The organism is Aliinostoc maniaoense (assembly GCF_058172895.1).
The window spans coordinates 6,102,331-6,125,330 of sequence record NZ_CP187952.1 but is presented as its reverse complement, the minus strand read 5'-3'; the positions used below and the strand labels follow the sequence as shown (position 1 = coordinate 6,125,330).

Below are 23,000 nucleotides of genomic sequence, written 5' to 3'. Positions count from 1 at the left end.
AATAAAGTTTTCGGCGTTGCATAAATACGGAATGAATGAAGCTTTTTTAGCAAAGTAAACTACCAATTTTTTGCGCCTTTGCGCCTTTGCGCGAAACATAAACCATCCCAATTAATCAGCAACGCCAAGTTTTCAATTTCCTCTGACCATTTTGCCATCATCCCCCTTTATTGCCATTAGAGGGGGATTTTATTGTGTGAATTTGTTTAGCAGCATTAATTCCTGATTCTAATGCCCCTTGCACCCAACCTCTCGTTTTAGAAGTATGATCTCCTGCAAAATAAATCTTGCCTTCAGATTTCCCCAATTCTGAAAAGAGTTCCTGCTCTTGTTCTTTGGTTGGATAAGCCCAACCTCCTCTTGACCAAATATCTTTTGTCCATGAATGAAAGTATGATTGTACAGAATAATTACTAACACCAGGTAGAATCTTCTCCCAATCTTGCAGTAATTGCCTCTGCTGATTTTCTCCTTGCAAAAGATCCATCTTCAAAGCTTTTTCTCCTTTGAGATAAGCATGAAGAATACCTGTTTTTTCGCGTTTATCCCAATTAGGATGCCACAGTTCTTCATCCTCAAAAAAACCCCACCCATTTAAGTTGTCTTTTTCCCAGAAACGCTCAGGAAATTGCACAAAGCAACGGGTTGCTGGTCGATAATTATATCCTCCTGTTGCCGCCTGTTTTTTGGCTGGAGATAGTTCAGGGGAAAACACAATCTGATTTAAAACAGTTAATGGGACAGTACACAATACACAATCACCAATATATTGTTGTCCTGATAAGCAAGATACTTCCACACCATTAGATGTTTGTACAATCCGAACAACAGGATCATTTAGTTTAATTTTTTTGGTTAATCCTTGGGCAAATGCTTGAGGAAGTAAATCAAATCCATCTGTAATTTTTTGAATTTCTTCGGCACGGATTTGAGTTTGATTTTGAAACAGTGCTTTTGCTGGTATTAATAGCAGTTTGCCATCCCTTATTGTCATATATCTACCCGTTGTCGGTGCAAACTGTGAAAGTCTTAAACCAAAATGTTTAATGTAACCAAGGGTTAAATGATGATCTGATGGGATTCTAGCTGCTCCCAGTTCTAGTACATCCTTTCCTTGAAAGACATCTCGCACAGTTAATACTCTACCCCCGACACGGTTTCTTGCTTCTAAAATAGTCACATCATGACCAACTGCTGTTAATTCATACGCCGCCACTAAACCGGAAATACCTGCACCAATAATCACCACCTTGCGATGGGGGAATCCCTTGGGTAAAGCACCGGGGGATGGGGGTTTTTGGGCTTGTACATGATCGTAGGTGACAGTTGCAGCGATCGCAAGACTACTCCGCCAGAGGAACTGACGACGATTTAAATTGAACATAGAGGCAAAAATAGTCTAAAAAAAGACAGCTTATCTTAAATACTGCCACCATTGTTAAATTTTTGATTAATCAACTAAATACTTAACAATCTCTACCTCAATCACCTGTTTGCTCGACCAAATAGCGATGAACAAGGGTGTAGGGAGTGTGGGGAGTATGGAGGGTAAATTTTTGAATACTTAGCTAGAAATCCCACACCCCGCCCTAACGGGGCTTGATCAACCATGACCAATTATTTATTCAAAATTAAGCCTTGTCACGCCACTACAAATTGAATTAACTATGGGTGACTACTACTTCACCTTCTACCTTGGCTGAGTCTGATGTTGCATTATCTATCTGTTTAAATTCTCCAGCCCGCCAAGAATCGGTGATATCTTTAATAAAACTAGCTGTAGGGATAGCAACTAGTAAACCTAAAACCCCGCCTAATTTTGCGCCTATTAGTAAAGAAACTACTACCCAAACAGGATTTAAACCAGTCAAATTACCCAAAATTCGCGGTGCAACAAAATTAGAATTGATTTGGTCGATAGCCACGGCTACCCCTAAAACTTCAAATCCTAACCAGAAGTTTTCTAAAGCCACTAATAAACTGACAATAGTAATTCCGATCCCTGTACCAAAGGGAAATAGGGAGAAAAAGCCAATACCAATGCCAAAAAGTAGGGCTAAAGGAACACGCAACGCTACAAACGCTAAAGTTACCGTGACAGCTAGGACAGCACCTAATGTAGCTTGACCGATAAAATAATTATGGAAATCTTCCCGGAGTATTTGGCGGACTTTCGAGCCGATGTGAGCAGGAAACCACTGATAAATACCATCCCACAAGCGATCGCCATTTAATACCATATAAATAGTTAGCACTACCGCCAGCAGTACATTCACCACAACCCCAATAGTATCAAAAGCCAAACCGACTATCTTACCAGTCACAGCCTGCAATTGGTTAGAAAATCGCTCTAAAATTTGTGTAGCTAAACTGCTCAAATTCACCGGTAAAGTTTGGGTTGCTATCCAATTTTGGAAAACATCCAGCTGTTGAACCCCAGAATCAATCCAATGAGGCAAAATATTCACCAATTCGTTGAGCTGTTGAATAATCAGTGGCAGTAAAGTTAGACCTAACCCTACTAAAATCACCACCGCTAACAATAACACCCCAACAATCGCCAAGTTACGTTGCACTCCACGCCTTTGAAAAAATTGGATGGGATAGTCTAAAACAAAAGCCAACAGGATAGCCGATGCCAGAACGCTCACCAAAGGTTGAAAATAGTGGACAACCTGAAGTAATAGCCAACCGTTGAGAATAGCAATAGGAAAACCCAGTCCGACAGTTAACCATCGTGGCAATGTGTTTATTGATTGCATTTAGTGGTGACTCCACGCGCACTATGATTCTATTTTGCCTGTTAGATGAGGATTAGGGAGCAGGGGGGCAGGGAGCAGGGAGACAAGGGAGACAAGGTAGACAAGGTAGACAAGGGAGACAAGGGACAGGGGGAGTAAAACTCTTGAATTTTGAATTTTGAATTTTGAATTTTTCTGCCCAATGCCCCATTCCCAATGCCCCATTCCCAATGCCCCATTCCCAATGCCTATTTACTGATAAAATCTAATAAAATTTGCTGTGCTACTGATCCTAAAGGTCGGACTTCGCCAGCGTTTTGAGAATAAAATTTACCTTTACGAATATCTTGTGGTGTTAATAGTGCCATATCCCAGCCTTCGTTTAACACCAATTGATGAAATTGCAATAACAAGGGCGCATGGAAGACATGACGCATTACTCTATCATCGGGATAACAACCAAATTCCACAAAAGACGGGAGACTATAACCAATTTCTTCTAAAATTTCTCGCTGTACGGCTTCCTCTGGGGTTTCTCCTGGCTCAATATGACCACCAAACAACGCCCAGTGTCCAGGGTAGGGAATATCGGGGATATTATCCCGCAGTTGCATCAAAAATTTATTCTCTTGGTAGAGAATGGCGATCGCTACATGAACTTTTTCGTTATTCATCACTGTGCTTTCTACAATATTATGTAAATATTATTACTTCTCTTCCAGATAAACCTCCCCAAATTCTTGGTTAGCGATCGGAATACTTTCGTATAGTAATCTACCCTTCATTACTACTGACTCCCCCTCTTGAAAATTGCTTTGATTCGTCACCAACCAAATTTTGTCAGTAGCATCATTAATTAAATATGCCCGACTGTTTAACAAGGGAACTTTTCTTTCTACCTTACCTTGGACATAAACAGTACCTTCTTTATTAGGTTTAGCTTTAATTTTCTCAATCGCCGTCACATTGCTACCAAAGCTGATTGTATTTTCAGATATATTCACAGGCGCACAGCTACAAAGTCCGACAGCTAATATTAAGCCTATTCCAATTCCTAATCGACTACACCCTGATACCCTAAAGTAATTCATAATTCCTAATTAACGCGATGTGCAACTTATTTTTGAAACCCATCTCCATAGAGCGAAGCTCTTCTCGTAGAGTACCTCCGAACAGCAACTGTAGAGACGTTGCATGCAACGTCTCTACTTTGAATCTTGCTCCCCTTCCCACTCCTTCGGAGAAGCAAGCTATGTAGGGAAGGGGTTGGGGGTTAGGTTTTAGAGAAAGTTGCACACGGCGTTAATTAAGAAACAAGCATTAATTTCAGATAATTTATTTTTTGGTGTTCCCTTCTCCCCCGTGTCTCCCCAGTCTCCAATCTCCAACCCCCAGTATGAGAAGATAGACAATTGGGTAGCAACCCGATAATAATCTACAAGCATGGTTATTGTAACTGTTGACTAATGACTATTAACCATTGACTATTAACACTTACGTTTTATATTGAAATTTAGGAATTGTCATGGAAACAAAAACTGCCAAAACTTTAGATGGTAAAGCTTTAGCTGAAAAAATTCAGGCTGAATTAGCTTCCCAGATTCAACAATTGCAAACCAAAATTGGCCGTCCTCCTGGTTTAGCAGTGTTGATGGTTGGTGATAACCCGGCTTCGGCTGCTTATGTCCGTAACAAAGAAAAATCCTGCGCTAAGGTAGGTATCGCTTCTTTTGGTAAACACTTTTCCAAAGAAACCACCCAAGAGCAATTAGAAGATGTCATTGCTACACTCAATCAAGACGAACAAGTCGATGGGATTCTTGTACAGTTACCTTTACCAGAGCATTTAGATTCTGTCAAATTACTGCATCAAATTGCCCCAGATAAAGATGTTGATGGATTGCATCCCGTTAATTTAGGGCGACTGGTGCGGGAAGAAGCTGGCTTACGCAGTTGCACACCAGCCGGAGTCATGCGGTTATTAGCAGAATATGACATTCCTTTAGCCGGAAAACACGCCGTAGTTATCGGACGCAGTATTTTAGTTGGTAAACCAATGGCCTTGATGCTGTTAGCAGCTGATGCTACTGTTACTGTTGCCCATTCGCGATCGCAAGACATTACTAGTATCACTAGAAACGCTGATATTCTCGTTGTCGCCGCAGGCATTCCTAGATTAATTACTGCTGACATGGTGAAACCAGGCTCTATTGTGGTAGATGTGGGGATAAATCGCGTTACTGATGGTAGTGGCAAAAGTCGCTTAGTTGGCGATGTTGAATTTGCAGCAACCGCTAACGTCGCGGCATATATCACCCCAGTTCCTGGCGGTGTTGGGCCAATGACGGTAGCTCTGTTGTTAGAAAATACATTTGCCAGCTATTTAAAAACCGCAAAGGAGAAGGGAGTTTTAACTGATAAATGAAAAACATGAAATGTAACATAACTTATCATTTATCATTCATCTTTCATTAATGATGAAATATCAGTTAATCTTTTGACTCCAGAGCATCTTAAAATTGTGACGTGTATGACAAATAGCCACAAGTCAAAAATTTAAGGAAATCTAAGGATGGTAGCAGCTGATAACCTTCAGAAGATGCCAGAAAAAGCCTCATTTAACCTTGCAGCTTATCTACAAGAGCGCAAACAACTTTGTGAAGCTGCACTAGATGAGTGTCTTCCTGTCATTTATCCAGAAACAATTTATGAATCAATGCGCTACTCGCTATTAGCTGGAGGTAAGCGTCTACGTCCCATTCTCTGCCTAGCTACCTGTGAAATGATGGGCGGTACAATTGAAATGGCCATGCCTACAGCTTGTGCAGTAGAAATGATTCACACTATGTCATTGATTCATGATGACCTGCCAGCAATGGATAATGACGATTACCGTCGTGGTAGGCTGACAAATCATAAAGTTTATGGTGATGACATTGCAATTTTAGCTGGCGATGGCTTATTGGCTTACGCTTTTGAATTAGTCGCTACCCGCACACCTGAAAGTGTAGCTAGGGATAGGGTATTGCAGGTAATTGCTCGACTAGGAAAGGCATTAGGTGCGGCTGGTTTAGTGGGTGGTCAAGTCGTTGATTTACAATCAGAGGGCAAATCAGATATTTCCCTAGAAACCCTCAACTACATCCATAACCATAAAACAGCAGCCCTTTTAGAAGCCTGTGTTGTCTGTGGCGGTATTTTAGCTGGTGCATCATCTGAAGATGTCCAAAGACTCTCACGCTATTCCCAAAACATTGGACTAGCATTTCAAATTATTGATGATATTCTGGATATCACCGCTACCCAAGAGCAATTGGGCAAAACCGCAGGTAAAGACCTTGTAGCACAAAAAGTTACCTATCCTAGTCTCTGGGGTCTGGAAAAGTCCCGTGCTAAAGCCGAAGAACTAATTGAGTCAGCCTGTCAAGAACTAGAACCATTTGGGGAATTGGCACAGCCATTAAAAGCACTTGCCCAATTTATCACCAGCCGTAATCATTAGATTCACAGCTGGGGAAAATGCCAAATTAATTTTCAAAACCCATTTACATAAACCTGAGTGGGTAATGAATTTTATATTTTGTATATTTTGGGTTGCATCTCAACAACTAACCCTGAAAACACACTACTGCTAATACTGACTAATCGAACCACAAGACCATGCAGGACATAGGCAAAATTTTAGACAACCGGGTGCTGCTGGTTGCCCTTCTAGCTTGTTTTTTAGCTCAAGCATTGAAGTTGCTAATTGAGCTAGTACAACACCGTAAACTGAATGTCCGGGTTTTAGTAACTACTGGAGGTATGCCAAGCGCGCATTCAGCCTTGGTGACAGCTTTGGCCACCGGTGTTGGACAAAGCCTAGGTTGGGCATCCCCTGACTTTGCCTTGGCTACAGTTTTTGCCATTATTGTCATGTATGATGCAGCCGGAGTTCGTCAAGCCGCCGGTAAGCAAGCCCGTATTCTCAATCAAATGATTGATGAATTATTTCATGAAAAACCAGACTTTAATCAAGACCGCCTCAAGGAATTGCTAGGACATACACCTGTACAAGTCATAGCAGGTTCAGCATTAGGAATCACAATTTCTCTGTTAGCTGGGTCTTTATTTGTTAATAGTCAATAGGTTGGAGACGGGTGATAAGGGAAGGGAAGGGAAGGGAGACAAGGGGGACAAGGTAGACAAGGGAGACATGGTAGGAAAACGACTTTTGACTTGGGAGAGCAGGGGCGTTATCGAAAATTTGGGTTTAAAACCCCGTCCACTTCGGCAAGCACTTCGACAAGCTCAGTGTAGCACTCAGTGCATCGCTTCTAGGACAGCTTTATGCTTTTTGTGTTAGCATAAGTATGTGGTTAATTGGTCGATACCCATGATTGTTTACGAGTTTAAGGTTAAGGGTAAAGAAAAGCAATATCAGGCAATAGATGAAGCAATTCGTACCAGCCAATTCATTCAAAATAAGTGCTTGCGCTATTGGATGGATAACAAGGATTCAAAGGTAGATAAGTACGCATTGAATAAATATTGTGCTGTATTAGCGGCGCAATTTCCTTTTGCTGACGAACTCAACTCAATGGCTAGACAATCGGCGGCGGAACGTTCTTGGAGTGCAATTTCTCGGTTTTACGATAACTGTAAAAAGAAGGTCAAAGGTCAAAAGGGGTTTCCTAAATTTAAGAAAAACTGCCGTTCAGTTGAATACAAATCAACGGGATGGAAGTTAACTCTTAATCGTAAGTCAATAACTTTCTCAGATAAGAAAGGGATTGGAACTCTGAAATTAAAGGGGACTTACGACCTGAATTACTACGACATCAAGCAAATTAAGCGTGTCCGTTTGGTGCGTCGTGCTGATGGGTATTATGCTCAATTTGCAATTGATATTGATGGAAGGATAGAAAGTCAACCTACAAATCAATTAGTGGGTATTGACTTGGGATTGAAGTATTTCATTGCTGATAATAGAGGCAATGTAGAACCATCCCCCCAGTTCTACCGCAAATCAGAAAAACAGTTAAACCGTGCAAATCGCAAAAAGTCTAAGAAGTTCAGCCAAGAAAAGAAGAAAGCTCGCGCCAGGCAATCCAACAATTACCACAAAGCTAGAAATAGATATGCCCGTAAGCATTTAAGAGTAAGTAGGCAACGAAAAGAGTATTGCAAGAGATTAGCATACTCCGTCATCCAATCTAACGATTTGGTCGCCTATGAAGACTTGAATGTCAAGGGTTTGGTACGTAATCGACATCTAGCAAAATCAATCTCTGATGCTGGTTGGTCAACTTTCCGAGAGTGGTTAGAATATTTTGGTCAGAAATATGGGAAAGTAACTGTTGCTGTTCCTCCCTGTAATACAAGCCAAAATTGCTCTAACTGTGGTGAGAAAGTACAAAAATCTCTGTCTACAAGGACTCATGTTTGTCCACATTGCGGATATGTGGAAGATAGAGACATCAACGCAGCAATCAACATTTTGAGACGAGGACTCAGTACGGTAGGGCATACCGGAACTTACGCTACAGGAGATTTACCCTCTTGGGCGATTGGCCGCGGCCTGTCGTCTAACGGCGAGTCTGTGAATGTAGAATCCCCACGCCTTTAGGCTGGGGAGTGTCAATCTACCCTAACAACCGATCGCAGTAACATAACTTTACGGCTATCTACTAGGACAGCAAAAAAACCGCGATCGTTAAGTTTCTGTAATGTGTTGTAAGCTTCTTGTTGGTTAGTGGTATACACTGCCAGCAAATAGGGTTTCTGTCCATAGGATGCTAGACCAACATTACCACCAACGGCTTGCTGTAAACTGGTTGCGAGTTCTGGACGGTTGAAATAATCGACTAAGACAGCAAAACCCTGCCCCAACATTTGGGGATTATAAGTGATTTGGGGTGGCGGTTGGACTGCTTGCCCTGGTCTAGTGGTAATAATGGCAGACAAACCGACAATAGTATTGATATACCTAGCCCAACGGTTGGCATCATCAATGCTGCTAAATCCTCCTATGCGTGTTACTGTCTCGGTCAAATACTTACAGGTAGTAGCTTTAATTTGAGTGGGTAAAGCGTTGCGTAACTGTTTCTGATTTTCTGCTGTGGGACTGACTACCAGCAACAGATACTCCCCGGCAGTGGGCGGTTGACACACAGGCAAGGCTGTTTGGGCAATTACGGGATTTATGCTGCCCATTAAACCTGCACCTGCGATCGCTATTCCGAATACACTGGATAGAGTGGCAAATTTCTGCACAGAATTGGGACGCATAAGTTAATTTTGTTTAAAATTTTTCTTATTTATTAGTTACTAGTTAATAGTAAACAAGCTGCTTACTATTGCATCTTGTAGAGACGCGATTGATCACGTCTCTCATGATGATTAACTAATCTCTCAAGATACTGGAGCAAGAGATGCTATAGCATTAGGAATTGTTTCCGAAGGAGCTACAAATTCTCCTGTAATCACGTATTCTAGCCGCAGTTTCAGCCAAGTAATAAATTGAGAATTAGTAGAAATAATCGCAGCTGCCGGTTGAGGACACTTAGCTTTGATTTCAGCCATCTCAGGTGCTTCTAAAAAAGCTGGTTGTGGAACTAACCAAAAATCAATTTCTTTTTCTTGTTCATGATAATGACGAGTCCGTTCTTTCAGCACTTCCTCTATAGGTTCTTCTTGCAACAAAAAGCGACGGCTGGCTAAAACGTAATAATATGTTTGCATTGTCATCCTGTAATTACTAACTCATTATTTTAAAGCTTACGCTTACTCAATGCTCAAAAATGAGTGCTGAGTCAACTCTCAACACTCACCACTGACTACTCAGCACTCACAACTAGCTTAGTTCTTGGGTGATTTTTTAAACCAAGAACTAAAAGGACAACCCTGTTGTTGAGTTTCACTTGCTACTTTACCACCACCTGTTAACTTTTCTAAAAACAGGGTGTTGTCAAAGTAGTGTTCCATAGAAATAATCTTTAAGTCATCGGTGACATGAGCAACACTCAAACCGATAATTTCTACAGTTTCTCCTGTAGGTGCATAATCTTTGTATGCCCCTCGAAAATGTCCCCAGTGCCGCCACTTGAAGGTAACAGTAGGTGGGCCTGAGTAAACTTCCAGAACTTCCCAAGGGAAACCTTGGGGAAATGTCGTGTGAAAGAGTTTAGCAGATGATTCAAAGCTTTCTTCAGAGGCTTTGTAATGCTCAGAATTAGCCATGAATAAATTATAAGTACCTTGGGCTGATACATCTGCTGCTGTAAACTGCTGTCCCCCATTGGTACTGATACGAAATTGGTCATTGACAATTGACAACCACTGCTGAGGATCAGCTTTGAAAGAAACCTCCATTTCAAAGGTTCTGACTAAATTTTGAACCATCGCCTCCAGTGTACCCTCAAGATGATTGCGTGTACTCTCTTGAGCTAAATTCTCATTGGAACGAGAATAATCTGGCGGAGCATCATAACGCCACTGAACATCAGTGCTTTCAGCAATAACTGTTTCTCTATCTTGTACCCAAAGCGGAAGCTCGTTAGATTGTGTTGCGCTCATAACAATTTAAAATTCACAATTCACAATTGAGAAAACCATTGATGGTAAGTATCCTGACTTGTCAGAACTATGTTCCCAAGCCTGGTACAAACCCAAGATTTTCCAGATTCCGCAGTGAAAACCCCTCAGTTAAAACCCATCTAAATAGCAACGGGTAAGTTTACCCCGGATTTTTCCACATCAATTTAGACTCTGTAGGGGAAGTTGAGCGAAATATTCATCGTGCAACCGCCCCTAATTGTTGTGAAAACGGGAAAAAACAAAGAAATCACCAATCCGAATTACGAATTACGTAGGCGCAAGCCTTGCCTTAGGCTATTACGAATTACGAATTACGAATTACGAATTACAAATTGCCTCCTTCATTTCCCGAACGGCTCTTTCCATCCCCACCAATGCAGCCCGACTGATGATGGTATGACCTATGTTTAACTCTTCCATCCCTGGCAATGCAGCCACCGGATATACATTCCAGTAAGTCAGCCCATGACCGGCGTTCACTCGCAAGCCAGCTTGAATGGCTTGTGAACATCCTTCAGCTAACACAGCTAACTCTTGATGACGACTCGTTTCATCTCTAGCTTCTGCATATCTACCAGTGTGTAGTTCAATAAACTTTGCCTGCACCTTGACAGAAGCTTCGATTTGTGCAGGTTCAGCATCAATAAACAAACTCACTGGAATGCCTGCACCCTGCAATTTAGTGACTATCTCACCTATTCTAGCAATTTGCCCGACTATATCTAAACCGCCTTCTGTAGTCACTTCTTCCCGCTTTTCGGGAACTAAGGTCACATAATCGGGTTTAATGTCAAGGGCAATTCCCAACATTTCCTCTGTAGCGGCCATTTCTAAATTTAAGTGCGTCCGTACTGTTTGACGCAATAAACGCACATCCCGATCTTGAATATGCCGCCTGTCTTCTCGCAGATGCACAGTAATTCCATCAGCACCGGCTAATTCTGCCAGCACCGCCGCCGCCACCGGGTCTGGTTCTACCGTCCGCCGCGCTTGGCGAATGGTGGCAATATGGTCTATGTTTACACCAAGTGTAGGCAACCCCTGTATCTCCCTATCCAAGCTTCACAGGAATTTATCTTACCTGAGATTGTGAACAAAATTAATGATCAAGCATCCCCAACTTTCTCAGCATAGAATAGGATTAAGCAGAAAAAATCAAGCAAACTAGTGGTTGTGTTCAGAGTTTGGTTGGCATGACCAAAAGTTGATTTTCCACCTATGGTAAGAAGAAATATTAGGCTTAGTATTGTAGATAAAAACAGCGATCGCCTGATAATTAGATATAGAATTGTTTATTTAAAACATAAGGTTTAAAACCTACGGAAATTGTTAGTCTAGAGCTTCCCCTGCTCTCCTGCTAACCTCCTCCCCTGCTTTTAACATCACCTGTCACCTGACACATCATGTCACAATTGTGGACTTACTTTTTTAACTCAGGGACATTTATCCCTCATGGACACTGCTATTTATGGAAAACAGAATTAGTTTGGCTACATATCATATCTGATGGGCTAATTGCCTTAGCTTATTATTCCATTCCAGCCACACTTTTCTATTTTGTTCGTAAACGGCAGGATTTGCCTTTTCATTGGATATTTCTATTATTTAGTGGATTTATCGTAGCTTGCGGCACAACTCATCTTTTAGAGATTTGGACACTTTGGTATCCTACCTATTGGCTATCAGGATTTGTCAAAGCGGTCACTGCCACAATATCTTTAATTACAGCTATTGAATTAGTTCCTTTAGTCCCAAAAGCTTTAGCACTTCCAAGTCCTGCTCAACTAGAACAAGCAAATCAACAACTACAAATCCAAATTGCTGAAAAACTACGAGTAGAGGCAGAACTCAGAAAATATCAGAATCATTTAGAAGAATTAGTTGCCTTGCGTACTCATGAAATTACTAAAACCAACGAAAAATTACAACAGGAAATTGCTGAACGTCAGCGCATTTTAGAAGTTCTTAGACAAAGTGAAGAACGCTATCGTTACTTGACGGAAGCAATTCCCCAACTCGTTTGGACTAGTAATGCTCAGGGTGAGACTGATTATTTTAATCAAAATTGGTGTGAATATACTGGATTAACATTAGAAGAATCAATAGGATCTGGATGGGTAGCAGCTTTACATCCAGATGATGTGAATAGAGCCTATGAAGTTTGGTTAAATGCTGTTAACATTGGCGATGTTTATGAAAACGAATATCGATTTAAACGGGCAAGTGATAATTCTTATCGTTGGCAGTTAGCACGAGCTTTACCACTCAAAAATCCACAGGGTCATGTTGTAAAATGGTTCGGTACTTGTACAGATATTCACGAGCAAAAACAAATTCTCGAACAACGCGCAAAATTACTGGAATTGGAACAAGCGGCACGGGCTGAAGCTGAAAAAGCTAATCGCATGAAAGATGAATTTCTGGCTGTACTTTCCCATGAATTACGCACTCCGTTAAATGCCATTTTAGGTTGGTCTAAATTATTACAAAGTCGTAGTTTAAATGAGACAAGAACAGCACAAGCTTTAGCCACAATTGAACGTAATGCGACATTACAAGTGCAACTGATTGAAGATTTGCTAGATGTCTCGAGAATTTTACAAGGCAAATTAGTGCTGAATGTTACTACAGTCAACTTAGAAACTGTAGTTTTGGCAGCACTAGAAACTATGCGTTTAGCCGCAGAAACTAAGCTAATTGAGATCACAACCATCTTTACACCAAACTTGCGGCCAGTCATGGGTGATGCGGCTCGTTTACAGCAAGTAGTTTGGAATCTCCTTTCCAATGCCGTGAAATTTACACCCAGGGGAGGAAAGGTAGAGGTGTACTTAAGCCAAGTTGATGATTATGCAGAGATTGTCTTAACTGATACAGGCAAAGGAATTAGTGCAGATTTTTTACCCTACGTTTTTGATTACTTCCGTCAAGCTGATAGCAGTTCTACGCGCAAATTTGGCGGCTTGGGATTAGGATTGGCAATTGTCCGCAAAATTGTAGAAATTCACGGTGGAACAGTCAAAGCTGAAAGTATAGGAGAAGAACAAGGAGCAAAATTTACCGTCCGATTACCGTTACTTCCAGAGAATAATTTGGATGTGAGGGATGAAAATAATCACTTATTATCATTCAATACTAAACCCTTATCCCTAACTGGTGTGAAGGTGTTAATCGTTGATGATGACTATGATTCACGAGATTTTTTGGCTTTTGTCTTACAGGAAGAAGGTGCTGATGTCACTGTGGCAGCTTCGGCATCAGAAGCCTTACAAACATTAGCGACATCTGGGCAGGATGTATTAGTTAGTGATATTAGTATGCCAGAGATGGACGGCTATATGTTGATGCGACAACTGAGAAATTCCACACAACAAAATAGAGAAATTCCCGCGATCGCTTTAACTGCTTTTGCTAGACAATACGATCAACAGCAAGCACTCGCCGCCGGTTATCAAATCCACTTAGCCAAGCCTCTGAATGCTCAAGAGTTGGTGGCTGCTGTCTGTCGGTTGGTTGTTAGGGAGTAGGGGTGTGGGGGTGTAGGGGTTTAGGGGAGACAAGGGAGACAAGGGAGACAAGGGAGACAAGACGCACGCAGGGGGAGTAAAACTATTTAATTTTGAATTTTGAATTTTGAATTTTGAATTGATTCATGCCCCTATTTACACAACTCAATGACTACCCGATCTAATCCTACAGAATGGGCGGCTTTGAATAATATCCGATCGCCTGGTTGCATAAATGTCTTTAATCTTTCTACTAAATCGCTGTGGGTGGTAAAGTGTTCTGAGGGGATGCCATCGGCACTTTTGGCTATGGTTTCGGCATCTTGTCCGTCAACTAACACTAACAAAGCATCTAATTTTAAGTCTCGTACTGTTTCACCGACTCGCTGGTGTAGTTGCTGCGATCGCTCTCCTAATTCTTTCATTGCTCCCAAGACAGCAATTCTTCGTTTTCCTGGGGTGTCTGCTAATAATTGTAATGCTGCTACCATAGCTTCTGGTGCAGCATTATAAGTCTCATCTAAGATTAACACATCGTTGGGTAAATTAAAACGTTGCGATCGCCCTGTGGGCATATTCACAATTACACCGTCTTTGAAGCTTGACCAATCGATGCCTAATACCTGGGCTACAGCTAAGGCGGCTAGGAAATTTGTAGCGTTGTGACGACCGGGCAAAGGTAAGGGTAATTGGATTCCTGCTACTTCTATAGTATTGTTATCGATGAGTAAGCCTTGAATATCTCCCCCAGACAAACCATAAGTCAAGACTTTACCCTGCCAAACTTGCGCCGCCGTGGCTAGTAGTAGAGGATTGTCGTGGTTGAGAATAGCAATACTATCCTGGGGCATTTCCGCTAATAACTCACATTTTGCCTGTGCGATCGCTGTTTCTGAACCCAGTAACTCAATATGCGCTGTCCCGACATTGGTAATTACGCCAATTGTGGGACGCGCTATATTTGTCAGTTCAGCAATTTGACCCCTTCCCCGCATTGCCATCTCCACTACAGCATAGTCGTGGGTTGAATTTAGTTCTAACAAAGTTTTGGGTACACCAATTTCATTATTGAAATTACCAAAAGTTTTATGAACCTTGCCTTGTGTCGCCAAAACTGCGGCGATGAGTTCCTTGGTAGTAGTTTTACCTACAGAACCTGTTACCCCAATTACAGGTATATGAAAGCGATCGCGCCACCATCGCCCAATTTTTTGATAAGCTTCTAGGGTATTGTGAACTTGTAATACAGGCAATCCCGGATTTTCGTAGTCAAAATCAACGATAGCAGCAATTGCACCTTGAGCGATCGCAGTCGGGACAAATTGATGTCCATCAAACTTTTCTCCTCGTAAAGCTACAAAAACTTCACCGGGTTTGATGATGCGGCTATCTGTTTGTATACCACTGCTGACTTGTGCTAAATCCGCCGCACTTAAATTTATCGGTTGCGCTAAAAGAACTTCAACTAATTGGGTGATGGTAGCAGACATAAATAGGGATTGAGGATTAGGGACTGGGGACTGGGGACTGGGGATTAGGATAAAATCTGCTCTGCTGTCCCAGCCTCAAAATCAAAGTAATGCCAAAGAAGATAAACTCCTTTGGCACACTTAAGTATATATGCTATTTGGGATTAGTTCATAATCCTACTAGTCATCAGATAAACCGACAACCAAAGTTAAGGATCTCTGTTACCAGTAAAGCTTAAATTGTAGGGTGCGTTAAAGCAACGCGTAACGCACCGTGTGATTATGGTGCGTTACGGCAATTTATACTTATATGTAGTATATGTAGTGGACTGACAAGCCTAAAATGATGGATTAGGCGTATGTTGGGTTGAGGAACGAAACCCAACAGAATCCTGAAAGTGTTGGGTTTCACTCCGTTCTACCCAACCTACCTTTAATGCACTATTTTAGCCTTGTCACGCTAGTAGGGTGTGTTAGGCGTAAGCAGTAACGCACCAAAAGCCTTGGTGCTGTCTTTAAGTAATAAGTAATAATTAATGGGTATTACTCATTACTCATTACTTATTACTTATTACTTATTACTCATTTAATCTTCCCATGCCCAATGCTCAATTCATCACTGATTTTTGATTGACATAGTTTGTAAAATTTGTGTTGCTATATCGCGGGAAATACTTAAAGCTTGATAAAAATCGTTTAAAAAGTTTTTTTCTTCATCGGTGATTGAATCTTGACCCAAGACTAAATCAGCAGATACAGCAAAAGCAGCTTCTCTTAATTCCAAAGGTAGAGATGCTTTAGCTAAATTAAATAAGGCATTGAAGCCATCCCGCCAGAGAATATCCAGGTTTTTGTGCAATAGGTTCTGGATAGCATCCTGGGAATAATTTCTCAATAGTTTTGTCCGTGACAGCGCACAGGAGATGAAATGCTGTTGTTCATCAGTTAAATAATTATCTGACACGGTGGCTAGTAACGCGATCGCCACAAAAGCTGCTGGTAGACTAAGTTTTTCTGGAGTGGGAATTTCCGTGTCCAGAACGGTATCTAGTAGATTCATCATAATTGCTCCTGGATGGGGTCTCAATAGCGTACAGTTAACTTGACAGTTTTTCACCTTTCCAGCAACCTGCAACGCTGTGAGACTTTCATCATTTAGTGTTCCCAGGATTTTTTGACAGTGAACACCTTTACTCAATCTGGTTTGGCTCAGATGTGCAGCGTCTAAATACCGATTAACTTAGCGTTGTCCTGTTTTTTCAATGGTTTCAATAACTGCTAACCCAATCCCTGATGCTGCAATTAACAGTATCGCTGATAGCAAGTAGGCGTTGGTTAACATCCGAAGGGCTTCATCAAAGAAAATGTAGGTGGTCATAGCTTCACCTTTTAAACTATGTGCTGCTAGTGATGTTTATTTCTCCACCTGCGGAGTTGGAAATTCCGTTGGGAAACTGCTAGCACTTGCATCTTAACAAAACTTTAGCTCTTGGATGCAATCAATAAGATTTTTTCTTTCTGAAGATTCGATGAAATTACCCTAGATTTAGTTGCATACAATACTGAAAAAATTCAAAAATCCACTTTATCGTACAGAACCTTTACCTGGCTTAAGGTTGTCCATGTTATCTATATCACGAATATAAATTTTTTATGGGATATATATTCAAAACAATTAAACTTTATTTAATTGCTGTTTTCTACTAAAAAAATCTGAATTGATTATCAATGCAATTCAGGAAATTTACGGAAATTTAAAATTTATAGATATAGAAATTTACTTTAAAAAAATTACTAAAAAAATTTAGTAATTTCTTTATAACTTCAATGGCTAAACTCGGAAAATAAACTAATAGTAGTAAATTACTCACCTTTTGATGAAGAAATGTAAATAAGTATTATTATATACAATATATTGTTTCTTAATCTGCGGAGGTACTGAATACACCACTAATAAAATTGGGCAATCTCCGCGCCCCTCCGCGTTTAAAAACATTAGTTCATGCGATGTGCAACTTATTTTTGAAACCCCTCTCCATAGAGCGAAGCTGTTCTCGTAGAGTACCTCCGAACAGCAACTGTAGAGACGTTGCATGCAACGTCTCTACTTTAAATCTTGCTCCCCTTCCCTACCAGGGAAGGGGTTGGGGGTTAGGTTTGAGACAAAGTTGCACACGGCGTTAGTTTTGTACCTCATTTTAATAGGAATTGCTGTAAAAACCCCGTTCAAGTAACTAAATCGCCAGAAATCGCAGTTTGTAGTCAGGACTTTAGTCCTTCTTTGATTGCAATCCAACTTAATATAAACACTGAATTACCGGATTTTCACAGAATCCTGATTCAGACTCTCACAGAAATCTTGAGTAAAGCCGCAACATTACTTAATATTTTCCAGAATTAGCAATTGTGAGAATATCCAGACTAAACTAAGCAACATTCAATAGTGGCGATGACTGATTGAGTCAGGGCATCAAATTCATAACCACCTTCCAAGCCAAAGAGAATTTTACGGGTTATTCCCAAACAATAGTTTGTAAATACAGCATAATCATTAGGTTGTAAATTGATATTAGCTAAAGGATCGTCAGCATTAGCATCATAGCCAGCACTGACAATTAGCAAATCTGGCTGAAATTCAGTTAAAAACGGGACTATCTTTTTTTTCCAAAGTGGTTGATATACGGCTATATCGCTACCGGGAGGTACAGGGAGATTCAACACATTATTATGAAAACCGCGTTCTGTAGCTCTGCCAGTACCGGGATAACAGGGATACTGATGTAAAGAACAGTAAACAATATCGGGATTAATTTCCACGATCGCCTGTGTACCATTACCATGATGTACATCCCAATCGAGAATAGCCACACGGTTAATTCCCGGTTGTGCTAAAGCATAAAAAGCTGCGATCGCGGCATTAGAAAATAAACAAAAACCCATCCCTGCATCACTTTCAGCATGATGTCCCGGTGGACGAGACAACACAAAAGCGGGATTTGCTGTACTTAAAATTGTATCTATGCCATCCAACCAAGCACTTACCGCCAACAACGCCACATCATAACTACGGGGAGAAACAGGAGTATCACCATCTAAATAACCGCCGCCACTAGCCGCTATTTCCTGGAGTTTCTTGATATAAGCTGGACTATGCGCCTTAAGTAAAAACGGCATTACCGATGTATTTTCTGATGTGGGAGTAGGCAATTTCCAGGTAAGTTTGTGTGCAAATGCGGCTTGCTTTAAACCATTGACAATCGCCGTCAACCGTTCTGGATTTTCTGGATGATATCTTCCAGTTTTGTGATCTAGAAACTCATCCGAGTAAATGACTGGCAACATAGGGATAACATCGGCAGCAGGATACTGAATGCCATTCTACCCTAGGGGTGTAGGGGTTGAGGATTGTAGGGGGAAATCACGAAATTATTACAAAATTTATTTGTGAATTACACCAGAAAAGTTACACTATTCAGATAAAAACCTTACCTGCCGAAGCCATGAGCCTCTGCATAAACCCCCAATGTACCAATCCACAAAATCCTGACAATATACTCTTTTGTCAAGCTTGTGGCTCGGAGTTGCTTCTCGAAGGATGTTATCGAGTAGTGAATATTCTAGGCGGTGGCGGCTTTGGTAAAACCTTTGCAGTCAATGATACACGCACTCAAACATCTAAAGTCCTCAAGATTTTAACCAATAATCATCCGAAAGCGATCGAGCTATTTCAAAGGGAAGCACAAGTCTTAATTCACCTCAATCATCCAGGCATCCCCAAAGTAGAAGCTAATGGTTACTTTATCTATTTTCCTAGGAATAGCCAACAGCCGTTACACTGTCTAGTCATGGAAAAAATCGAAGGGTTAGATTTAGGCGCGTACTTAACCCAACGAGAATATCGACCTATTGATCAGAAACTAGCTCTGCAATGGCTCAAAGAAGTAGTCACAATTCTTCAGCAAGTCCACCAACAAGGTTTATTTCACCGCGATATTAAACCATCTAACATTATGCTGCGCGCAGATGGTCGTCTAGCATTAATTGACTTTGGCACAGCTAGGTCAATTACCCAAACCTACATCGCCAAGCAACCTATCGGACAAGTCACAGGGGTAGTTTCCGCAGGATACACACCATCAGAGCAAATTAATGGTCAAGCTGTGCAGCAATCGGATTTTTTCGCTTTAGGTCGGACTTTTGTTTATTTGCTGACTGGTAAAGAACCCACTAACTCAATCATTTATGATCCTTATAGCGATGAATTACGCTGGCGTGATCATACTAACGTATTGCCTCAATTTGCAGATTTACTAGACCAAATGATGGCGCGTTTACCCAATCAACGCCCTCAAAATACACAGCTAATTTTACAAAAATTGGCAGAAGTTGACAAAGTTTTAAACCCGCCTGTAACTTTTGATTCCCCAAAAGTTCCCAGGCGGCGTTTCGTTAAAGTCCTTGGTTTTGGTGGTGTCGGATTACTGGGATCAGCACTTTTATATACAGTAATTCCTAAAGATAAACCAACTATTACTGTGTCTAAATTAGCAGGAAGTGACTACAAAAGTATCACTGAAGCCATTGAAAATGCTCAACCCAACACCCGTATCATCGTCAAGCCGGGATTATATTTAGAAGGTTTAGTGATTAACAAACCACTACAAATTATTGGTGAGGGTTCTACTGCCGATATTGTCATTGAAAGTGAAAATTCAGATTGCATTTTGATGAAAACTGACCAGGCTCAGGTTAGTGGTTTAACCCTACGTTGTACGGCTGGCAAGAATAACAAAAAGTTCTACGCTGTAGATATTGCTCAAGGACAACTGATTTTAGAAAATTGCCATATTACTTCTGATTCTTTAGCTTGTGTGGCCATTCATAACCCCACTGCTAACCCTATAGTCCGTAACTGCGAAATTCATGATGGTAAAGCTAGTGGTGTGTTTGTCTACGATAATGGTCAAGGCACAATAGAAGATTGCTATTTATTTAATTCTAATTTATCAGGTTTTACCATTCAGGAAGGTGGAAATCCCACCATTCAGCGTTGTCGCATCCGTGACGGAGGTATTCTCATTGATAAAGACGGTCAAGGAAATATCAGCAATTGTGAAATTTTTAATACTAACTTAGGCGCAGGTTTAGAAATTCGCAAAAATGGCAATCCTTTCTTAGAAAATTGTCAAATTCGGGATGGTAAAGGGGCTGGTATCCTTGTAGATAATAATGGGAAAGGTACAATTAAAGAATGTTCGATATTCAATAATGGTTTATCTGGTGTAGAAATCAGAAATGATAGCAATACTGTCATTCGAGATTGCAAAATTAATAAAAATCAAGAATATGCTATATATCTTCATGACGGAGGTATAGGTACAGTTGAGAACTGTGATTTAACAGGCAATGGCAAAGGAGCGTTTCACATTGATGAAACTTCTCAAGCACAACGGAGTGGAAATCAGGAATAATTCGTAATTCGTAATCCGTAATTCGTAATTCGTAATTCGTAATTCGTAACGATGCTCCCCCCCCGATCCCATAATGTAATATTGCTACGCGGAAGTATATGTAGGGTGTGTTGGGCGTAAGCCGTAACGCACCGAAAGCTTTTAGGGGTGCTGTATTGGAGGAGCTAATACTTCCCTCAATATACAAGGGTTGGCGAAAGAAAATTTAACACCAACATCTATGTTAAGTTTTGTTGCACTTAAGGCAACTTACGTCTAATGTATTATTTTAGTTGTGTAAAAAAATAAACATTGTTTTTTGTTTTAGGATTTTGGTTTATGAGCGATATCCCCGAAATTGGACAAATAGCACCTGATTTTTCTATCCCAGACCATCAGGGTACATTGGTGAATTTAAAGGATTTAAATGGGGCGTGGGTTATTATTTATTTTTATCCTAAAGATGATACACCTGGATGCACTACAGAAGCCACTGATTTCACAGCATTACATGAGCAATTCAGCAAATTAGGAGCAAAAATTTTAGGAGTTAGTCCAGATTCTGGTAAGGCTCATTGCAAATTTATTGCCAAACATAACTTGTCTATTACCCTATTAAGTGACCCAGAACATCAAATGATCGAAGCTTATGGTGCTTGGCGTTTAAAGAAGTTTATGGGCAAAGAATATATGGGTGTAGCTCGTTCTACTTTCCTCATTTCACCTGAACAAAAAATTGCCTATGCTTGGCCAAATGTGAAAGCTAAAGGTCATGCCCAAGCAGTGTTAAATAAATTACAAGAATTGGTAGGCTAATTTTAGCTAAAATTAAAAGTAAAATAGTATTCAATAAATGGGATGGGATTAATTAATTTAGTCTTGAAAAATAATGATTATTGATGGTCAAATTGTCTAAAGTTTACGGTTTCTGAAGAAAATCAAACAAAATTATTAAGTTTACTATAGAAATCATATTTGATTTCTGAAAAAAATAAGTACACTTTTATTCCTTCTTACCCCGTTCCCCGTTCCCCGTTCCCTGTTCCCTACCTACGTAAGTAATTTCAATAATTAAGCCGGATTCCTATATGTCTACTCGCCCTATATATCTTGATTGTCACGCTACTACACCTGTAGATGAACGGGTATTAGCAGCGATGCTACCTTATTTTACAGAGAAATTTGGCAATCCAGCTAGTATTAGTCATGTTTATGGTTGGGAAGCAGAAGCAGCTGTGAAACAAGCACGGGAAATATTAGCCGCCGCCATTAATGCTTCTCCAGAAGAAATTGTGTTTACTAGTGGTGCAACGGAAGCGAATAATTTAGCTATTAAAGGTGTAGCGGAAGCTTATTTTCCAAAAGGTCAACATATTATTACTGTAGCTACTGAACATAGTGCAGTGCTTGATCCTTGTGACTATTTAAAAAGCCTGGGGTTTGAGATTACTGTATTGCCAGTACAAGCAGATGGATTAATTAATTTAGCTCAATTAGAAACAGCATTGCGTCCTGAGACAATTTTAGTGTCGGTGATGGCAGCTAATAATGAAATTGGGGTATTGCAACCATTAGCAGAAATTGGCAAAATCTGTCATGCTCGTCAGATAATTTTTCATACAGATGCAGCCCAAGCTATTGGTAAAATTCCCCTAGATGTGCAAGCAATGGACATAGATTTAATGTCTCTCACAGCTCATAAAGTCTACGGGCCAAAAGGTATTGGTGCATTATACGTCCGCAGACGTAACCCCAGAGTGCAACTAGCACCCCAACAGCACGGCGGAGGGCATGAGCGGGGAATGCGTTCTGGGACTTTATACACACCGCAAATTGTCGGTTTTGGTAAAGCTGTAGAAATTGCTTTAGCGGAACAAGAGACAGAAAGCCAACGCCTCACCCAATTAAGACAAAGTTTGTGGAATCAACTTTCACAGTTGGAAGGCGTTTACCTGAATGGACATTCTACCCAGAGATTACCAGGAAATTTAAATATTAGTGTGGCAGGAGTTGATGGTGCAGCACTGTCTCTAGGTTTACAGCCAATTATGGCTATATCCTCTGGTTCAGCTTGTTCATCGACGAAAACCGCACCTTCTCATGTGCTTACCGCCTTGGGACATTCTGAGCAGCTGGCTTATGCGTCTATTCGCTTTGGAATGGGGAGGTTTAACACGCCAGCAGAAATTGATATAGTAGCGAAACACGCGATCGCTACCATTCAAAGTTTACGCAAACAAAAAACCTTGGTGTAAA

Annotated in this window: 21 protein-coding genes; 9 read left to right on the top strand and 12 right to left on the bottom strand. The window is 40.8% G+C overall.

Going from position 1 to position 23,000, the window contains the following annotated elements; all coding sequences use genetic code 11:
* Positions 1–157: 157 nt before the first annotated feature.
* The 4 genes from ACPZ3T_RS26840 to ACPZ3T_RS26825 form a co-directional block, all read right to left on the bottom strand.
* The gene (locus ACPZ3T_RS26840; RefSeq protein WP_490272476.1) at positions 158–1,384 is read right to left on the bottom strand and encodes a flavin monoamine oxidase family protein; all 1,227 of its coding nucleotides are present in this window, start codon (positions 1,382–1,384) and stop codon (positions 158–160) included.
* A 277-nt stretch (positions 1,385–1,661) separates the two neighbouring features.
* On the bottom strand, positions 1,662–2,762 hold the full coding sequence (locus ACPZ3T_RS26835) for an AI-2E family transporter (protein WP_490272475.1): 1,101 nt from the start codon (positions 2,760–2,762) through the stop codon (positions 1,662–1,664).
* A 227-nt stretch (positions 2,763–2,989) separates the two neighbouring features.
* Positions 2,990–3,415, bottom strand: coding sequence for an NUDIX hydrolase (locus ACPZ3T_RS26830; RefSeq protein ID WP_490272474.1), 426 nt, complete (start codon positions 3,413–3,415; stop codon positions 2,990–2,992).
* Between the two features lie 33 nt (positions 3,416–3,448).
* Positions 3,449–3,832: a hypothetical protein gene (locus ACPZ3T_RS26825; RefSeq protein WP_490272473.1), complete on the bottom strand. Its 384-nt coding sequence runs from the start codon at positions 3,830–3,832 to the stop codon at positions 3,449–3,451.
* Between the two features lie 434 nt (positions 3,833–4,266).
* Here ACPZ3T_RS26825 and folD point away from each other — a divergent pair, with 434 nt between their 5' ends.
* The 5 genes from folD to ACPZ3T_RS26800 all read left to right on the top strand — a co-directional run bounded on the left by folD (position 4,267) and on the right by ACPZ3T_RS26800 (position 8,349).
* Positions 4,267–5,166, top strand: a complete 900-nt coding sequence (gene folD, locus ACPZ3T_RS26820; protein WP_490272472.1) for a bifunctional methylenetetrahydrofolate dehydrogenase/methenyltetrahydrofolate cyclohydrolase FolD — start codon at positions 4,267–4,269, stop codon at positions 5,164–5,166.
* A gap of 147 nt (positions 5,167–5,313) precedes the next feature.
* On the top strand, positions 5,314–6,243 hold the full coding sequence (gene crtE / locus ACPZ3T_RS26815; RefSeq protein WP_490272471.1) for a geranylgeranyl diphosphate synthase CrtE: 930 nt from the start codon (positions 5,314–5,316) through the stop codon (positions 6,241–6,243).
* 158 nt (positions 6,244–6,401) lie between these two features.
* Complete coding sequence (locus ACPZ3T_RS26810; protein WP_490272470.1) at positions 6,402–6,869, top strand: divergent PAP2 family protein; 468 nt, start codon at positions 6,402–6,404, stop codon at positions 6,867–6,869.
* Positions 6,853–7,086, top strand: coding sequence for a hypothetical protein (locus ACPZ3T_RS26805; protein WP_490272469.1), 234 nt, complete (start codon positions 6,853–6,855; stop codon positions 7,084–7,086). The genes ACPZ3T_RS26810 and ACPZ3T_RS26805 overlap by 17 nt, the downstream gene beginning before the upstream one ends.
* Positions 7,087–7,116: 30 nt before the next feature.
* Entirely contained in the window at positions 7,117–8,349 is a 1,233-nt protein-coding gene (locus tag ACPZ3T_RS26800; protein WP_490277385.1) for an RNA-guided endonuclease InsQ/TnpB family protein, read from the top strand.
* An 11-nt stretch (positions 8,350–8,360) separates the two neighbouring features.
* On the opposite strand, the gene ACPZ3T_RS26795 is transcribed toward ACPZ3T_RS26800, so the two are convergent.
* From ACPZ3T_RS26795 to ACPZ3T_RS26780, 4 genes are all read right to left on the bottom strand, one after another.
* Complete coding sequence (locus ACPZ3T_RS26795; RefSeq protein WP_490272468.1) at positions 8,361–9,011, bottom strand: hypothetical protein; 651 nt, start codon at positions 9,009–9,011, stop codon at positions 8,361–8,363.
* Positions 9,012–9,134: 123 nt separating this feature from the next.
* A complete protein-coding gene (locus tag ACPZ3T_RS26790) occupies positions 9,135–9,464 on the bottom strand; it encodes an MgPME-cyclase complex family protein (RefSeq protein WP_490272467.1) in 330 nt (109 codons plus the stop codon).
* A gap of 117 nt (positions 9,465–9,581) precedes the next feature.
* Positions 9,582–10,298, bottom strand: a complete 717-nt coding sequence (locus ACPZ3T_RS26785) for a SnoaL-like polyketide cyclase (protein ID WP_490272466.1) — start codon at positions 10,296–10,298, stop codon at positions 9,582–9,584.
* Between the two features lie 339 nt (positions 10,299–10,637).
* Positions 10,638–11,357, bottom strand: a complete 720-nt coding sequence (locus ACPZ3T_RS26780) for a pyridoxine 5'-phosphate synthase (RefSeq protein ID WP_490272465.1) — start codon at positions 11,355–11,357, stop codon at positions 10,638–10,640.
* Between the two features lie 365 nt (positions 11,358–11,722).
* On the opposite strand from ACPZ3T_RS26780, the gene ACPZ3T_RS26775 reads away from it, so the two are divergent.
* Positions 11,723–13,846, top strand: a complete 2,124-nt coding sequence (locus ACPZ3T_RS26775; protein ID WP_490272464.1) for a hybrid sensor histidine kinase/response regulator — start codon at positions 11,723–11,725, stop codon at positions 13,844–13,846.
* Between the two features lie 131 nt (positions 13,847–13,977).
* On the opposite strand, the gene ACPZ3T_RS26770 is transcribed toward ACPZ3T_RS26775, so the two are convergent.
* The 4 genes from ACPZ3T_RS26770 to ACPZ3T_RS26755 all read right to left on the bottom strand — a co-directional run bounded on the left by ACPZ3T_RS26770 (position 13,978) and on the right by ACPZ3T_RS26755 (position 18,636).
* On the bottom strand, positions 13,978–15,315 hold the full coding sequence (locus ACPZ3T_RS26770) for a UDP-N-acetylmuramoyl-tripeptide--D-alanyl-D-alanine ligase (RefSeq protein ID WP_490272463.1): 1,338 nt from the start codon (positions 15,313–15,315) through the stop codon (positions 13,978–13,980).
* Positions 15,316–15,910: 595 nt separating this feature from the next.
* Complete coding sequence (locus tag ACPZ3T_RS26765; RefSeq protein WP_490277384.1) at positions 15,911–16,354, bottom strand: tellurite resistance TerB family protein; 444 nt, start codon at positions 16,352–16,354, stop codon at positions 15,911–15,913.
* Positions 16,355–16,534: 180 nt separating this feature from the next.
* Positions 16,535–16,672 carry a hypothetical protein gene (locus ACPZ3T_RS26760; protein ID WP_192881704.1) on the bottom strand — a complete coding sequence of 46 codons (138 nt, stop codon included), beginning with the start codon at positions 16,670–16,672 and terminating at the stop codon, positions 16,535–16,537.
* A gap of 1,043 nt (positions 16,673–17,715) precedes the next feature.
* On the bottom strand, positions 17,716–18,636 hold the full coding sequence (locus ACPZ3T_RS26755; protein ID WP_490272462.1) for a histone deacetylase family protein: 921 nt from the start codon (positions 18,634–18,636) through the stop codon (positions 17,716–17,718).
* A gap of 56 nt (positions 18,637–18,692) precedes the next feature.
* Between ACPZ3T_RS26755 and ACPZ3T_RS26750 the strand changes: the two genes are divergently transcribed.
* The 3 genes from ACPZ3T_RS26750 to ACPZ3T_RS26740 all read left to right on the top strand — a co-directional run bounded on the left by ACPZ3T_RS26750 (position 18,693) and on the right by ACPZ3T_RS26740 (position 22,999).
* Positions 18,693–20,765 (top strand): right-handed parallel beta-helix repeat-containing protein, encoded by a 2,073-nt coding sequence (locus ACPZ3T_RS26750; RefSeq protein WP_490272461.1) that lies wholly within the window; start codon positions 18,693–18,695, stop codon positions 20,763–20,765.
* Positions 20,766–21,083: 318 nt separating this feature from the next.
* On the top strand, positions 21,084–21,560 hold the full coding sequence (gene bcp / locus ACPZ3T_RS26745; RefSeq protein WP_490272460.1) for a thioredoxin-dependent thiol peroxidase: 477 nt from the start codon (positions 21,084–21,086) through the stop codon (positions 21,558–21,560).
* Between the two features lie 272 nt (positions 21,561–21,832).
* Entirely contained in the window at positions 21,833–22,999 is a 1,167-nt protein-coding gene (locus tag ACPZ3T_RS26740; RefSeq protein ID WP_490272459.1) for a cysteine desulfurase family protein, read from the top strand.
* Position 23,000: the final 1 nt, after the last annotated feature.